At 68.8% G+C, this 15,833-nt stretch carries 14 protein-coding genes and 1 pseudogene; 10 read left to right on the plus strand and 5 right to left on the minus strand.

Annotation, left to right across the window (positions count from 1 at the left end):
- Positions 1-23: 23 nt before the first annotated feature.
- The gene (locus tag MTY59_RS23005; RefSeq protein WP_221043198.1) at positions 24-668 is read right to left on the minus strand and encodes a DNA-3-methyladenine glycosylase; all 645 of its coding nucleotides are present in this window, start codon (positions 666-668) and stop codon (positions 24-26) included.
- Between the two features lie 108 nt (positions 669-776).
- Here MTY59_RS23005 and MTY59_RS23010 point away from each other — a divergent pair, with 108 nt between their 5' ends.
- From MTY59_RS23010 to MTY59_RS23025, 4 genes are all read left to right on the plus strand, one after another.
- Positions 777-2,054, plus strand: coding sequence for an ammonium transporter (locus MTY59_RS23010; RefSeq protein ID WP_221043199.1), 1,278 nt, complete (start codon positions 777-779; stop codon positions 2,052-2,054).
- 84 nt (positions 2,055-2,138) lie between these two features.
- On the plus strand, positions 2,139-2,903 hold the full coding sequence (locus MTY59_RS23015) for an ABC transporter ATP-binding protein (protein WP_221043200.1): 765 nt from the start codon (positions 2,139-2,141) through the stop codon (positions 2,901-2,903).
- Positions 2,837-3,655 (plus strand): ABC transporter permease, encoded by an 819-nt coding sequence (locus MTY59_RS23020; protein ID WP_221043201.1) that lies wholly within the window; start codon positions 2,837-2,839, stop codon positions 3,653-3,655. Before MTY59_RS23015 ends, MTY59_RS23020 begins: the two co-directional genes overlap by 67 nt.
- A gap of 16 nt (positions 3,656-3,671) precedes the next feature.
- Complete coding sequence (locus MTY59_RS23025) at positions 3,672-4,295, plus strand: TetR/AcrR family transcriptional regulator (protein ID WP_221043202.1); 624 nt, start codon at positions 3,672-3,674, stop codon at positions 4,293-4,295.
- Here MTY59_RS23025 and MTY59_RS23030 read toward each other — a convergent pair.
- The 3 genes from MTY59_RS23030 to MTY59_RS23040 form a co-directional block, all read right to left on the minus strand.
- The gene (locus MTY59_RS23030; RefSeq protein ID WP_221043203.1) at positions 4,261-4,476 is read right to left on the minus strand and encodes a Trm112 family protein; all 216 of its coding nucleotides are present in this window, start codon (positions 4,474-4,476) and stop codon (positions 4,261-4,263) included. The two genes, MTY59_RS23025 and MTY59_RS23030, sit on opposite strands and share 35 nt — an antisense overlap.
- Positions 4,473-7,457: an acyl-CoA synthetase gene (locus tag MTY59_RS23035; RefSeq protein WP_284145240.1), complete on the minus strand. Its 2,985-nt coding sequence runs from the start codon at positions 7,455-7,457 to the stop codon at positions 4,473-4,475. The genes MTY59_RS23030 and MTY59_RS23035 overlap by 4 nt, the downstream gene beginning before the upstream one ends.
- Before the next feature lie 148 nt (positions 7,458-7,605).
- Complete coding sequence (locus MTY59_RS23040; protein WP_221043204.1) at positions 7,606-9,069, minus strand: HNH endonuclease signature motif containing protein; 1,464 nt, start codon at positions 9,067-9,069, stop codon at positions 7,606-7,608.
- An 89-nt stretch (positions 9,070-9,158) separates the two neighbouring features.
- Between MTY59_RS23040 and MTY59_RS23045 the strand changes: the two are divergent.
- A pseudogene (locus tag MTY59_RS23045) lies at positions 9,159-10,002 on the plus strand (SDR family NAD(P)-dependent oxidoreductase).
- 32 nt (positions 10,003-10,034) lie between these two features.
- Here MTY59_RS23045 and MTY59_RS23050 read toward each other — a convergent pair.
- Complete coding sequence (locus MTY59_RS23050; protein WP_221043205.1) at positions 10,035-10,295, minus strand: Mtp family mycobacterial-type pilin; 261 nt, start codon at positions 10,293-10,295, stop codon at positions 10,035-10,037.
- Positions 10,296-10,895: 600 nt separating this feature from the next.
- On the opposite strand from MTY59_RS23050, the gene MTY59_RS27780 reads away from it, so the two are divergent.
- From MTY59_RS27780 to MTY59_RS23070, 5 genes are read left to right on the plus strand one after another with little or no spacing between them, the layout of a single operon-like run.
- Positions 10,896-11,024 (plus strand): hypothetical protein, encoded by a 129-nt coding sequence (locus MTY59_RS27780; protein WP_284145241.1) that lies wholly within the window; start codon positions 10,896-10,898, stop codon positions 11,022-11,024.
- Between the two features lie 40 nt (positions 11,025-11,064).
- The gene (locus MTY59_RS23055; protein WP_221046609.1) at positions 11,065-11,571 is read left to right on the plus strand and encodes a hypothetical protein; all 507 of its coding nucleotides are present in this window, start codon (positions 11,065-11,067) and stop codon (positions 11,569-11,571) included.
- A 17-nt stretch (positions 11,572-11,588) separates the two neighbouring features.
- Positions 11,589-12,335, plus strand: coding sequence for a gluconate 2-dehydrogenase subunit 3 family protein (locus MTY59_RS23060; protein WP_221043206.1), 747 nt, complete (start codon positions 11,589-11,591; stop codon positions 12,333-12,335).
- A complete protein-coding gene (locus MTY59_RS23065) occupies positions 12,335-14,032 on the plus strand; it encodes a GMC family oxidoreductase (RefSeq protein ID WP_221043207.1) in 1,698 nt (565 codons plus the stop codon). The genes MTY59_RS23060 and MTY59_RS23065 overlap by 1 nt, the downstream gene beginning before the upstream one ends.
- Positions 14,025-15,815: a glycoside hydrolase family 15 protein gene (locus MTY59_RS23070; RefSeq protein ID WP_221043208.1), complete on the plus strand. Its 1,791-nt coding sequence runs from the start codon at positions 14,025-14,027 to the stop codon at positions 15,813-15,815. Before MTY59_RS23065 ends, MTY59_RS23070 begins: the two co-directional genes overlap by 8 nt.
- Positions 15,816-15,833: the final 18 nt, after the last annotated feature.

Raw genomic sequence — 15,833 nt, forward strand, 5'->3', positions numbered from 1 at the left:
CCTTCCACCCGAGATCGGTTCGGCTAGTCGCTGGCGCCCGGCGCGGCCGCGCGGGGGCTGCGCCGGTATGCCGAGACCTCCGGGCGGCCGGGCAGCCACAACCGCCAGGGCCGGTCGGCGGCCTGGCTGACGCCGACCCGGGGGCCGGCCGTCGCGGTCAGCGGTTCGTGCAGTTCCAGGGTCACCGGGCTGTCGCGCGCAAACAGGTCAATGCCGTTGTCGTCCATGGTGATTCCCATGGCCGAGCACAGGTTGCCCGGGCCGCGTGCCAGGGCGGCGGTGTGTACCAGCTCGCCGCGGCGGGCACGCGCGACATCGGTGCCGTCTTCGATGGCGGCGGCTCGCAGCAAGACCGCGGCGGCGGTGCCGTCGGGTCCGCACGAGACGTTGGCGCAGACGTGGATCCCGTGGCTGCGATAGGTGTAGAGCCGCCCCGGGGGCCCGAACATCACGAAATTGCGGGCGCGCAGGCCCTTGTACGAGTGAGCGGCGGCGTCGGGCCAGGGACCGTCGGGGACTCCCCCGTAGGCCTCGACCTCGACGACGATGCCGCTCACACCGCGCGCGGTGAGGGTGGCGCCCAGTAACCGGCGCGCGGCCTCGAGCGGGTCGACTAACAGCTGGGCCGCAGCCGCGCCTTCGCGAAATCGTCCTCGAGCGTCGACCACATCAGATCCTGAATCCTCTTTTCTGAACCCAACGAACCTACCGGCAGGCCAGACGTGGCAGTATCCCGGTGTCCCGTGACCCCAGGGCCGCGAGAAGGAGCCCACCTCATGCATGCGATCGACCCCGCCGCCACCGCGTGGCTGCTGGCCAGCACCGCACTGGTCCTGCTGATGACCCCCGGCCTGGCGATCTTCTACGGCGGCATGGTCCGCACCACCGGTGTGCTCAACATGATCATGATGAGCTTCATCTCCATTCCGCTGGTGACGGTGGCCTGGCTGCTGGTCGGCTACACCATCGCGTTCTCCGAGGATGGGGCCAGCGGGCTGGCCGGCAGCCTCCGGCATTTCGGCATGCTGGGCATCACACCCGATACCGTCCACGGCACGGTCCCCGAACTGCTGTTCGCCACGTTCCAGTTGACGTTCGCGATCATCACGGCCGCCCTGGTCAGCGGCGCGATCGCCGACCGCGCCAAGTTCGCCGCCTGGATGGTCTTCGTCCCGGTGTGGACGATCGCGGTGTATTCGATTGTCGCGCACTGGGTCTGGGGACCGGGCGGCTGGCTGGCCAAGCTGGGCGTCCTCGACTACGCGGGCGGCCTCGTCGTCGAGATCGTCTCCGGGTCTTCCGCCCTGGCGCTGGCGCTGGTGCTCGGGCCGCGCATCGGCTTCAAGAAGGACGCGATGCGGCCACACAACCTGCCGTTGCTGTTCGTCGGTGTCGGGCTGCTGTGGTTCGGCTGGTTCGGGTTCAACGCCGGTTCTGCCCTGGCCGCCAACGGAACTGCCGCGGCCATCTTCCTCAACACTTTGGTCGCCGGCTGCCTGGGCATGCTCGGCTGGCTGTCGGTCGAGCAGATCCGCGACGGCCGGCCCACCACGTTCGGTGCGGCATCGGGAGTGGTCGCCGGCCTGGTCGCCATCACCCCGTCCTGCGGGACGGTCAACACGCTCGGCGCGACGGTGGTCGGGCTGGCGGCGGGCATCGTGTGCGCGTTCGCAGTGGGCGCGAAATTGCGTTTCAACTACGACGATTCGCTCGATGTGGTGGGCGTGCACTTTGTCGGCGGCGTGGTCGGGGTGTCGTTGATCGGTCTGTTCGCCACCGCGGTGATGACGGCGGGCCCCCGGGGCCTGTTTTACGGGGGAGGCCTCGGCCAGCTCGGCAAGCAGGCGCTGGCGATCGCGGTCGTCGCGCTCTACGCCTTCGCCATGACGTTCGTGCTGGGCAAGGTCATCGACCGCGTCGTGGGTTTCCGGGTCAGCGCCGAAGACGAGACCACCGGTGTCGACCTCACGCAGCACGCCGAAACTGCCTACGCCGAAGGCGTGCACGGACATCTGCCGCAGCGCCGCCCGGCCACCGGCGAGCGCTTCAACTAGCGCTTTAGAAACCCCGGTCGTCGGGCCGGGCCAGCTGCCCGAGAAACCTTGACAACCGCGCGCGTCCGGACGATTATTCATCGCATGATGAGTTCATCTAGCGATGAATTAATTGCCCATCCCGCGGAACCGGCGGTGCACATCGATCACCTACGCGTCGTGCGCGGCAAACGCCCGGCTCTGCACGACTTCTCGGTTCAGATCGCCGCGGGCAGCATCACCGGCCTGCTCGGGCCGTCCGGCTGCGGCAAGACCACACTGATCCGCTGCATCGTCGGCACCCAGATTATCTCCAAGGGCACCGTCACCGTGCTCGGCAAAGAAGCCGGCAGCGCCGAACTGCGTCACCGCGTGGGCTACATGCCGCAGGACCCGACCATCTACAACGACCTGCGGATCCTGGACAACGTTCGCTATTTCGCGGCGCTGTACGGGTACGACAGCCAGGCCGCCGACGCCGCCATCGAGCAGGTCGGGCTGACCGATCACCGAACCGCCTTGTGCGGCAACCTGTCCGGCGGTCAGCGCACCCGGGCGTCGCTGGCGTGCGCGCTGGTCTGCCAGCCCGACCTGCTGGTGCTCGACGAGCCCACGGTGGGCCTGGACCCGGTGCTGCGCGCGGATCTCTGGGAGCAGTTCACCGAGCTGGCCCGCGCCGGAACCACGCTGCTGGTCTCCAGCCATGTGATGGACGAAGCCGACCACTGCGGCGACCTGCTGCTGATGCGCGAGGGCCGGTTGGTCGCCCACACCACCCCGTCCCAACTGAGAGAGGACACCGGATGCACGTCACTGGAGGACGCGTTTCTGTCCATCATCAAGCGCAGCACCATGCGCGAAGCCGGCTGAGCCTACGCGGTTACACCGCGACCACGGCGCGGATCCTGCGCCAGTTGGCCGCCGATCGCCGCAGCCTCGCGATGATCCTGTTGGTGCCGGTCCTGGTGATCAGCCTGATGTACTTCATGTTTCAGAACGCCCCGCACCGCCCGGGCGGGCCGACGCCGTTCAACAACGCCTGCCTGATCCTGCTGGGCCTGTTCCCCCTGTTCGTGATGTTCATCATCACGGCGATCACCATGCAGCGCGAACGCGCCTCCGGGACGCTGGAGCGCATTCTGACCACTCCACTGCGCCGCCTCGACCTGCTGATCGCCTACGGCAGCGCCTTCTCCATTGCCGCTGCGGCGCAAGCTATTTTGGCGTGCATCGTGTCGTTCTGGCTGCTGGGTTTCGACACGGCCGGCAACCCGGCCTGGGTGTTCGTCATCGCGATCGTCAACGCCGTGCTGGGCGTCGGTCTCGGCCTGCTGTGTAGTGCGTTCGCCCGCACCGAGTTTCAGGCCGTGCAGTTCATCCCGCTGGTGATGGTGCCGCAGCTGTTGCTGGCCGGCATCATCGTGCCGCGGGCGCTGATGCCACACTGGCTGCAATGGATCAGCAATGTGCTGCCGGCCAGCTATGCGCTGGATGCGTTGCAGCAGGTGGGTGCGCACCCGGAACTGACGTTCATCGCGGTGCGCGACATCGTCGTGGTGCTGGGCTTCGCCCTGGCCGCGCTGTGCCTGGCGGCGGCCACGCTGCGGCGGCGGACGCCCTAGTGCCGGGTCGCTCCTAGTGACGGCCACCAGCGCCGGGCGACGGCGGCGGGGGCGCCCGGCCGGGGTCTCCGACACCCGCAACCGCATCCTGGCCAGCGCGCGAGAACTGTTTGCCAGCAAAGGGATTCGCAATACCTCGATTCGGGCGGTGGCCGCGGCGGCAGGTGTGGATTCGGCGTTGGTGCATCACTATTTCGGTACCAAGGAAAAGCTGTTCGCCGCGGCGGTGCACATCCCGATCGACCCCATGGACATCATCGGCCCGTTGCGCGAAGTGCCGATCGAGGAAATCGGCTACCGACTGCCGTCGATGTTGTTGCCGCTCTGGGATTCCGACCTGGGCACCGGGTTCATCGCCACGCTGCGCTCGGTGCTGGCCGGTTCGGAGGTCAACCTGTTTCGCACCTTCATCCAGGACGTGATCGCCGTCGAAGTCGGCTCGCGCGTGGACAATCCAGCGGGAAGCGGACTGATTCGCATTCAGTTCGTCGCGTCGCAGTTGGTGGGCGTGGTGATGGCGCGCTACATCCTGCAATTGGAGCCGTTCGCGTCACTGCCGCCCGAGCAGATCGCGCAGACCATCGCGCCGAACCTGCAGCGCTACCTCACCGGGGAGCTGCCGGACGGCCTTGTGCCATGAGCCGGGTGTGCTCGTCGTCGTCGACGTCGCGGGCCTCGTCGATGAGCAGCACCGGGATGCCGTCCTCGATGCGGTAGGCGCGCCGCAGCCGCGGGTTGTACAGCACCTCGGATCCCACCAGCACCAGCGGGCCCCGGTCGTCCGGGCACACCAGAATGCTCAGAAGTGCATCGTCGATCATGACTGCGCTCCCGTCAGCTCGGCACGGACCCCACTGGTCAGGCGGCGGTAATGGTTGGTGTAGGCGTCTAAGTACCAGACGTGGCGCCCGGCCTTCGGAATCCCCGCCGCCCGCAGGGCACTGACCGTGGGCCGGAACGTCGCGCTCAGGTTCATCTCCGGCACCACGCACACGATGTCGGGTCCCAGTCCGATCGGAATCTTGGCGAAGGCCTCGGTCAGGTCGGCCGCGGTGATGGAGGCGCCCGGCAACAGCGTCACCGCCGACGCCGCCACCTCGTGGTCGCCCACCGGCACGTTGTAGGTCACCGCGAGGTCCACGCCGTTGATGCAGCCCAGCGCATCGGTGACGGGCTCGGCGAACACCAGGCCACGCGCGGTGCGCACCACCGAGCCACGCCGGCCCGCCAGCCAGAAGTCGCCGTCGTCGTCGCGGTAGAAGAGGTACTCGGTCGAGATCCAGGTGTCGCCGGCGGCGAACACGCCCCGCTTGACCGAGGCGCTGGGATCGATGGGGCCGTTGGACGCGGCGAGCAGCACCCCGACTTGTTTGGGTTCGGCGATCTGCACGAAGCCGCGCTCGTTCTCCAGGATCAGGTCGTGCTCGACGTCGTACGCGCCCAGCTCGATCCGCCCCGCGCCCGGCAGCGGGCGGCCCTTGCTGCCGACCTTGGCTCCGGACACGTTGGCCAGCACCGCCTGCCCGTCGGTGGTGGCGAAGAACTCGACGACGTGGGCGGGCGCGAACGCGTCGACGACGCGCCCCCACAGCCCGGTCGGCATGCCGGAACCGATGAACAGCCGCACCGGATGGTTGCCTTGCAGGACGAACGCGGGATCGTCGACGATTTCGCGCAGCATGGCCCAGGTGTAGGACACCACGGTGACGCCGTACTGGCGCACCTCCTGAACGAACCGGGTCGGGTCCAGGCCGCGCGACAGCGCGATGCGGGTGCCGCCGACGACGGCGCCGCCGAGACTGACCAGCAACGCCGACTCGTGGTGCAGCGGCGTCAGACAGTAGACGGTGTCGCGGCGGTCCAGGGCGGCCGTCGAGGCGGTACCGAAGGCCGACACCGCCCAGCGGTAGTTGGTGATCTGCCTGGCCACCAGCTCGCCGCCGGCCGCGCTGAACGCGATGAACGCCAGGTCCCGGGCCAGCCCCGGATTGGGGCGGTACCAGCCGGGCAGCTCGACCGCGTCCGGGTCGATCTTTTCCATGTCGATGACGTCGGAGTCCTCGGGCAGGTGCAGATCCCGCGACTCGCCGCCACCGAGCACAAGCACCTGCCGCAGCCCCTGGCGGTCGGACCGCAGCACAGCCTCGAGGTTGGTGGGGTCGGTCAGCAGTTCGGTCACTCCCCCGAGCCGCACCGAGGCAGCAAGGTCGGCGTCGGGCCGCATCACCACCGCGGTGGCACCGAGCCGGGACAGCGCGGCGATGGCCACCAGCGCGCTGGGCCGGGTCTCCATCAGCACGCCGACCCGGTCGCCCTGCCGGACCCCGACGTCGATCAGGCCGCGAACGACGTTGTTGACGCGCCGGTTCACCGCGTCGTAGGTGTGCACCCGGCCGTCGAACAACAGGAATTCGCCCTGCGGCGCGTCGTGGGCCTGCTCTTCGATGATGCGGCCCAACGAGATCCGGGTGTGGTCGTTGATCTGGCCCAGGCGGACCAGGCGAGGCAGCGTGCGGGCTGTCTCGACGGCCAGGGTACGCACCGACTTGTTGGCGGCGACGACGGTGTTCGCCGCGCCGCGCACCAGTCCCACCGCCGCCTCGGACGCTTCCCCGAGGCCGTGCGCGAGCCGTGAGCTCAGCGCCACCCCGCTGTCGGTGTGCTCGGCGGGCTGATCGGCCATCAGGTCGATGCTGTCCGGTTTGTCGCCCCCGGTGGACAGCCACTTCACCCATTCGGCGACCGTCGGCCAGCTCTGTTGCGCCGCCTTGGATCCGACGACCAAACCGAAATGTCCCGTGCGGATGGTGGATTCGTAGACTTCGGCGTCGGGCGCCGCGCGCCGGATGCCGCGCACCGAGGCCGGCTGCCCGATGTCGTCGACCTCGCCGACGAACGCCAGTACCGGGCAGGTGATGTCGGTGAGGGTGACCATTTGACCGTTGACGGCGAACCCGCCGGTCATCATCCGGTTGTGGGCGATGAACTGCTTGAGCAGTTCGGAGATCGCGGGGCCCGACCACGCGATCCAGCCCTCGCGTTCGAGGAACCGGCGCTGCTGCTCACGCGGGAGGAGCGCCTCGCGGTCGTGCAGCTGGCGCACGAAGTCGACGCGCGCCTTGGCGGTCTTGAGCGGGTCGAGCATCTGAAAGCCGGTGCGCGCCATCCAGCTCGGGATGGCCAGCCGGCTGAAGACGTGGTCGGCCATGAAGTTCGCGGCGGGCGCAGCGAAGTTTGCCGGGATGCCCATCGGCAGGGCGGCCAGGGTGTCCACCGGCGAACCGAAGGTGACGATGCTGGCCAGGCTCTTCGAGCGCCGGTAGGCGGCGACCTGGTAGCACCACATGCCACCCTGCGAATAGCCGACCAGATGGATGTCGCTGCCGGTGGTTTCCCGGACCGTGTCGATGGCCTGGCTGAGGGCGACGATGTGGTCGGCCAGGGTGCGGCGCATGCCGCCCTCGACCTTGTCGGGTTCGCCGAAGTCGATGACCCAGGGGTCAAGCCCGTGGGCGTGCAGGATCCCCACCGCGCCTTCGTCGCGCGTGACGTCCCACATGTCCGCCGACATCATCATCGGGTGCACCATCAGCACCGGCGGCCCGACGGGCGACTGGCCGCGCCGGCTGTCCGGCGGGAAATACCGCCGCAGCTTGTACATCGGCACGCTCTCGACGGTCTGGGACGGCGACGGCACGGTACCGGTTTCCAAGCCACCCAGCCGCAAGACCTCCAGCCCGTTCTGCGCGGTGGCGATCAGCCGCTCGACCGGTCGCGTGACCATCGAAAAATTGAGATCCACTGCTGCTCCCTGCAGTCTTGACAGCTTGGACATCATGGCACATCAGGGCAGCTAGAAGGGCAGTGGTTCCCACGATCAGGTGTCAGCCGCTGCACCGGTTCAGGTCGGATATGGACCCCGGCCCTACGCCGGACAGCCCCAGATCCCGTTAGAACGGCGGCGGATCATCGCCGTCGCCGGCGGGTGGCGCGGGACCGAGGTAGGCGGTCTCGCGCTCTCGCCGTTTCAGTTGCCGTGCCTCGCGATTGTGCTTGCGTTCGGTGGCGATGCGTGCGGCCCGGTTTTGGGCGCGGGTGCGGGTGCGTCGGGGCATCATCGCGGTCCGTTCGGCGCAACGGTCGGGTCTTGGTGGGGTGGGCGCAGGAATGTCTCCCGTGGGGACGCACAGCTGGGGGAACAGCAGTGCGCTGCCCGGGGTGGTGACGAAGGTGTGCTGGTCGGGCAGCGTCCAGATGACCGTGCCGTCTTGCAGCTGTCGGTCGCGCCAGCCCCAGAACGTTTTCATCAGATGGTGTTGTCGGCACAGCGCCTTGAGGTTCGAGGCGTGCGTCGGGCCGCCCTCGGCATACGGGATCGTATGGTCGAGGTCGCAGTCGGTGGCCGGGCGGTCACAGCCCGGGGCCCGACAGGTCAGATCCCGACACCGCACAAAGTCGGCCAATGTGGCCGACGGGGTGTAGTGGTCCTCGGCGCCGCCCGGGGCGATCACCGGCACCAGCCGCGCCGAGCGGGCCAACTCGGCGATCACCTCGGCCGGGATCAGGCCCTCCACCCCGGGCAAGACACCCGGCCTCGACACCTTGCCGTCCACGCTGGCCTGCTCGGCGACCACGTGGATCACCACGCTGCTTCGAGGTGCCGGCGCTGCCGCGGCGCAGTCCGCACGCCCGCACCCGCACACTAACCGCTGGTCCCCGGCGGCCAACGCCCCCAACGCATCCGCGCGCCGCTGGGTGCGGGTGCGCGGATCGGCATCACACACCGTGGCGGCCAACGCGTCCAGGCGCCGATCCAGGGCCCGCCCGTCGGCGCCTACGACGCTGCCCGTCACATACGCCATCCCCGACTCGTTGGCCAGCACATCCACATAGCGATCACCCAGTGCGTCCTTGGCGCGCCGCACCGCATCGGCATCCACCCATGCCACCACCCGGTCCACCGCGGCGGCCAGCCCGCCGCGGGTCAGCGACGGGCGCCGCGAGACCAGGGCCGCAACCTGCGCATCGACGCGGTCCAGCACCTCGGCATCGGTGATCAAATCGGTGCGAAACACGATCGTCTGAAACGACCGGTAATCGATCTGCCCGGCCCGAAAGGCCGCACCCACCTCAGGCAACCGATCCCGCATCGCCATCGCATAGCGCAAATAGCTGTGCCCCATCGCCACGCTGCACCCCAACGCCGCACCCACCTGCGCGGCCACCACCTCCCACGCGTCCGCCGACCAGTCCGCCCGCTCCCCCGACTCCCGGCACCGCAACACCAACAGCTCACCGGCGGCCACCAACCGCTCCGCGGCCGCCCGCGCCTCCGCACGCCCGGCCTCGCGCACCCGATCCAGCAACACCGCCGACTCCGGCGTCTCCCGCGAGGCCAACCACCACTCGAACATACGTTCGATCATGCCACCGGGGTCCGACATAACCTGCGAGAGCTTTTAAAGGACGGCCTAGCTGCGCAGACGGCGCCTATCCTTCCCTCATGACGTCGAGCTTGTCGGGCAAGGTCGCATTCATCACCGGCGGCGCGTCGGGCATCGGCGCCGCGCTGGCCACCAAGTTGGTTGAGGGCGGCGCGGAGGTCTGGCTCGCCGATCGCCAACTCGCCGCGGCGCAGGAGCTGGCGCAACGCCTCAGCGGCGGGGGCACGAAGGCCCACGCGATCGAACTCGACGTCCGCGACTATCCGGCGTTCGGGGGCGCGGTCGCCGAGGCGGTGCGGACGTCCGGTCGAATCGACTACCTGTTCAACAACGCCGGCATCGGGGTCGGCGGCGAGGTCGACTCCTACAGCCTCGACGACTGGAACGACGTCCTCGCCGTGAACTTGCACGGGGTGGTGCACGGCATCCAGGCGGTGTATCCGATCATGATCCGGCAGCGCTCGGGCCACATCGTGAACACAGCGTCGATGGCGGGTCTGCTGGCCGGCCCCGGCACGGCCAGCTACACCGCCTCCAAGCACGCCGTCGTCGCGCTGTCGAAGGCGCTACGGCTGGAGGCCGAGCGCCACAACGTGAAGTGTCGGTGTTGTGTCCCGGCGCGGTCCGGACCCCGATCCTCACCGGCGGCACTTATGGGCGGATGACCAATACCGGCGCCAGCGAAGAGGACATACTCAAATCCTGGGAACCGACGCGGCCGATGGCACCCGACAATTCGCCGCCCGCGTCCTTCGTGCCGTGCTGCGTAACAAAGCGATCATCATCGAGCCGGCCTGGTGGAAGGCGCTGTGGTACCTGGAGCGCCTCTCGCCGACTATTTCGATGCAAGTGGGACGACTCGTGCTCAAGCGCTTGCGTGAAATGAGTTCCGAACCAACGTAATCCGCTGCGAGATCATGAACGCCCAGTCGGCATCAGTGCCAGTTCTGATCCCAAGGGCCGTTGTGCCAGTGAGCCTGGTCGCGGGCTTCACCGTCATACCAGTGCTCGTCGTGGCAGCGACCCTGGTCCCAGTTCGGCCCCCAGCCCGGATCCCACCCCTGGCCGGGGCACCAGTGGTATTGCGGGAATGGCGCGGGATGGGCGTGGGCGACGGCGGACGCCCCGGACCCGGCGAGCCCCAAACCGGCGGTCAGGGCGACTGCTGATGCTGCGATGCGTGCGATCTTCTTCATGAGCGATCAACTACCCGGCTTCGGTTCGAACCAATCATGCTCGCCGGCAACGGTTTACGGTCGTCGCGGCCTCGGCCATGGCGTGTGGAAGTAGCCACACCGCGGTCGATCGCCGGGACCGACGATTTGCCATCGTGGGTGTGCGGGCGCTGGCTGGTTATGATCGCCGCCGGTCAGGCGACGGAGCCCGCATGGGAACCCTTCGCGCGTGAGCTGCGGATACCCATGGCGCTTCATTGAATCGCGGCGACGGCGTGTTGTGGTCGGTCGCCGCGCCGCGGTACTCCTGCATTCGCTACGTTCGCGATCGGCCCTACCAGCGTGAGTAGCTGGCGGCCTCGATGCGGTCTCAATCCCCTGCTGGCCTGCGCTCCTGAAAGCACGCTGAGAACCCGCCGCGGCGTCGTTTGCGCAGCAGGACGCCGGGTACACAGCCGTTGCGCTTCGGCCGCGACGCGTTGTCGGGGCTTTGGTTGAAAGACACAGCTGGCGCTTCCAGTTTTCTGGACGGGCTTCGGCGACCGTCACTCGACAGTGTCGGGGGACCGAAGCCTGCCAGATCGTGTTCCTTCCAACGCGAAGGCGAGGTGGCATATGGGCATGACGTCGGCGGATTCGCTCGGCGACCACTTCCCGAACATCGGCGGCGCATTCATTCGGACACCCGGTGTCTTTGGCGCGCCCACGGCGGCCAACCAGTTCACCAACCACGCCACACCCGGCCGGTAGTCACCGGCCGGGCGTGAGCGCTTGCGAGAAAGGGATGCACATGTTGTTGCTGGGCAACGGCGGACGGTTGAAAGACCGCACCGCCGGCGGCGACGGACTCGGCGAGGTCCAACATCTGGCCGGGCGAGCGTTGTACGACGTCGCGCACGGCCGATTCGAGCGCTCGCTGTCCGGACTGACCGCCGTGGCCGCTCTGGTCACGACGGCCGAAATCTATTTCGAGCACTACAAGGCCAGCTTCGGCAACAAATGGATGTGGAGCCCGATCGTGGTGACCCCGCCGGTGGTCGTCGCCGGAATCGGCGGGGTGTTCTCGAAGCGCTGGGCCAAACTCTGGCTGCCCATCACCGCGGGCATCTATACGGCCAACGGACTGATGGGCGAATACCTGCACGCCCGCGGGGTCGCCCGCAAGCCGGGCGGGTGGAAGAACGCCTCATACAACGTGCCCATGGGGCCGCCGATCGCGGCGCCGGGATTGATGTGCATGGTCGGCGGGATGGGATTGCTGGCGTCGATCCTGCGCCGCGAACGGTTCCGCGGTTAGGGGCTGGGATACCTCAGATGGCCAACACCTCACGCCCCGACCACCTGCCCAACCTGCGCCCCGACGGCAAGCCACCACACCCGTCCTGGCTGCCCAGGCAGCGACGCGGTGTCACACCGCAGATGATCGGGCGCTACCCCGATTACGACGTGCTGGAAACCGCCGACAAGTGGGACGAGGCCACCCGGAAGGTGGTGCTGGCCCGGCTCGAACCGCCCGGCCCGCTACGGTTTTTCACGCCCGAAGAGGAGCCGTGCCTGCGCGCGTTCTGCGACACGGTGCTGGCGCAGGACGTCGACCCGCGGGTGCCGGTGGCCGAGTCCGTCGACTCCAAGCTCGCCGACGGGCGCCTCGACGGCTACCAGTACGCCGACATGCCCGACGACCGCGACACCTGGCGGCTGGTGCTGCGCGGGCTCGACGAGACCGCGTCGACCCACTACGGCACACCCTCGTTCGCCGACGCCGATATCACCACCCGCGAGGCGATCATCGACAAGTTCTCGCAGGCGGACCTGCAGGGCGGGGCGTGGGAGAACCTGAACGTCAAGCGGGCGTGGTCGGTATGCATGCGAATGACGTTGTCGGGCTTCTACTCCCACCCGTGGGCATGGAACGAGATCGGGTTCGGCGGCCCGGCCTATCCGCGAGGTTTCATGCGCCTCGGTGGTGCCACCGGGCCGGCCGCCGCGCGCGAACCGTACGAGACCCGCGGCGCCACCGACGAGGATCCGGTGCAAATCGTCAACAACGGGGAGTTGTGATGGGCGACTTCTTGCGGGGCCTGCTCAAGGGCGCGGTCGAACCCAAGGACAACGATTCACGATTCCTGCTCGACGTGCACTCGCGCGACCTGCCCGGCGAAAAGACCATGTGCCGCTACGCCGACGACGACGAGGTCGATCTGGTTGTGGTGGGCGCCGGTGCCGGCGGGTCGGTGCTGGCGCAGCGGCTGGCCCGGGAGGGCTGGCGAGTGGTGATTTTGGAGGCCGGCCCGTTCTGGCACCCCGACGAGGACTGGGTGTCCGACGAGGCAGGCTCCCATGCGCTGTACTGGACGCAGAAACGCATCATCGGTGGCGACGACCCGATCGAGCTGGGCAAGAACAACTCCGGACGTGGCGTGGGCGGGTCCATGGTGCACTACGCCGGGTACACCCCGCGCTTCCACCCCAGCGACTTTGAGACCTACACCCGGGACGGGGTCGGGGCGGACTGGCCCATTCGCTACGAGGACATCCGTCGCCACTACGAGCAGGTCGAGCTCGAGCTGCCGGTGGCCGGCCAGAACTGGCCCTGGGGCGATCCGCACCGCTACCCCTTTGCGCCGCACCCCATTTCGGGTGCCGCCGCCAAGATCTGGCGGGGCGCGCTCAAGCTCGGCATCGATATGCGGGTGGGCCCCGTCGGCATCGTCAACGGCACCTTCGGCAACCGACCGCACTGCATCTACCGCGGCTACTGCCTGCAGGGCTGCAAGGTCAACGCCAAGGCCAGCCCGTACGTCACGCATCTTCCCGACGCACTGGCCCACGCCGTGGAGATCCGCGCCAACTGCATGGCCTCCCGCGTGGAGCTCGACGAGAGCGGCGCCGCCCGGGGCGTGGTCTACTACGACGAGATCGGCGGCAAGGAGCGCCTGCAACGCGCCAAAGTGATTGCCATTGCCGGATATTCGATCGAGACGCCACGACTGTTGTTGAACTCGGCCAGCGACCGCTTCCCGAACGGGCTGGGCAACAACGACGACCAGGTCGGGCGCTACGTGATGGTGCAGGGCGCCACCCAGTCCGCGGGCCGGTGGTCCGAAGAGGTCCGGATGTACAAGGCGCCTCCCCCGGAGGTGAGCTCCGAACAGTTCTACGAGACCGACCCCTCGCGTGGGTTCGCCCGCGGCTTCGCCATCCAAACCGTGTCACCGATGCCGATCGGCTGGGCCGAACACGTACTCGCCGAAGGGCACTGGGGTCGCGCGATGCGAGAGTACATGCGTGACTACAACCACTGGGCGACCGTCGGCGTGCTCAACGAGCTGTTGCCGCTGCCGGACAATCGGGTGACACTGGCCGACGAGAAGGACCCGTACGGCATTCCGGTGGCCCGGTTCGACTACACGCTGTGCGACAACGACAAGGCCAACATGGCCTACTCCACCAAGGTGATCGGCGACATCCTGCACGCCGCCGACGCCCAGGACGTGCTCACCATCGAGCGATTCGCCCACCTGATCGGCGGCGCACGGATGGGCACCAGTCCGCAGAATTCCGTCGTCGACTCCGATCAACGCGTGTGGGGCGTGCCGAACCTGTTTCTCGCCGACGGCTCAGTGTGCCCGACGCAGGGCTCGGCCAACCCCGCACTGACCATCATGGCGCTGGCCTCGCGGCTCGCCGAGCGGCTGGCCGGCGGGAAGACCGATACCACCGCCGGACGGAGGTCGGAGGCGGGAGCCCGTGGCTGACCGGACGATCGACGTCGAGACGATTTTCGCGCCGCGGGTGCTGCGTGAGTACGCGCTGCTCGCCGACGGCGAGCGCGGCGCACTGATCGGCCCGCAGGGCGACGTCGCGTGGATGTGCGCGCCGCACTGGGACTCCGACGCCGTCTTCTCCAATCTCATTGGCGGCGGCGGTGTTTACGCGATCACCCCGGTCGACGTCCGGCACGTGTGGGGCGGCTATTACGAACCGGGCAGCCTGATCTGGCGCAACCGCTGGATCACCCGCGACAGCACCGTGGAATGCCGTGAGGCGCTGGCCTTTCCGGGCGACCCGGACCGCGTGATACTGCTGCGGCGGCTCACGGTGTGCCGCGGGACGGCGCGCGTGCGGGTGCTGCTGGCCCCCGCCGCGGGGTTCGGCCGGCACGGCCTCGGCCAGCCGACCTCCGACGGCGGCGTGTGGAGCGGCCGGTCGGGCCGGTTGCGCTGGCGCTGGCTGGCCGGCTGCGACGCACGCACCGTCAAAGCCGCGCACGACAACAGCGAGCTGCTCACCTGTGAGATCACCCTCGAGGAGGGCCGCCAGCACGACCTGGTGCTGGAGCTGTCCGAACGCGCGCTACCCGACCAGCCCCCGGATCCCGACGTGGCCTGGGACGCCACCGCGGCCGCCTGGCAGCGCAGCGTGCCCCGGCTGGAGTGCACCATCGCCCCGCGCGACGGAAGCCACTCCTACGCGGTGCTGCGCGGGCTGACCAGCAGCGGCGGCGGCATGGTGGCCGCCGCGACGATGAGCCTGCCCGAGCGCGCGCACACCAATCAGAACTACGACTACCGCTACGCCTGGATCCGCGACCAGGTATACGCCGGCATGGCCGCCGCCGCGGTCGGCACGACCGAATTGCTGGACCGTGCTGTCGAATTCGTCGGCGCCCGGCTGCTCGAGGACGGCCCGAACCTCAAACCCGCCTACACGGTCACCGGCGGCGCGGTGCCCAGCGAAGAAGAGCTCGACCTGCCCGGCTATCCCGGCGGCACCGACAAGATCGGCAACTGGGTCAACCAGCAATTCCAGCTCGACGTGTTCGGCGAGGCGCTGCAGCTGCTGGCCAAGGCGGGCGCCGCGGACCGACTCGACGCCGACGGGTGGCGCGCGGCGCAGGCGGCCATCGGCGCGATCGAAAAGCGTTGGCGTGAACCGGATGCCGGGGTCTGGGAGGTCGGCGACGAGCACTGGACGCAGTCGCGGCTGGCCTGTGTGGCCGGGCTGCGCGCCATCGCCAAGCTGGCCGGCGCCGGCCCCGAGGTGACCACATGCGCTTCGCTGGCCGACGCGATCCTGGCCGACACCGCCTCGAGCAGCCTGCACCCGCACGGCTATTGGCAGCGCAGCCCGCGGCTGACCGGGGTCGACGCGTCGCTGCTGCTGCCGCCGGTGCGCGGCGCCGTGCCCGTCGACGACCCACGCACCCGGGCCACCCTGGACGCCGTTCGCCGGGAGCTCACCGACGACGGGTTCGTCTACCGCTTCCGGCACGACGAGCGCGACCTCGGTGACGCCGAGGGCGCCTTCCTGCTCTGCGGGTTCATGATGGCACTGGCCGAAGACCAACTGGGCCATGGCCATTGCGCGATGCGCTGGTTCGAACGCAACCGCGCCGCGTGCGGCCCGCCGGGGCTGTTCTGCGAGGAGTACGACGTGCGTCAGCGCCAGCTCCGCGGCAACCTACCCCAAGCGTTCGCCCACGCGCTGATGCTCGAATGCACGGCAACCCTCACCGACGACGACGCCAACCATGAGTGACTACCGGACCGAGCGAGA

It is taken from the genome of Mycobacterium senriense (assembly GCF_019668465.1).
Classification (GTDB): Bacteria; Actinomycetota; Actinomycetes; order Mycobacteriales; family Mycobacteriaceae; genus Mycobacterium; species Mycobacterium senriense.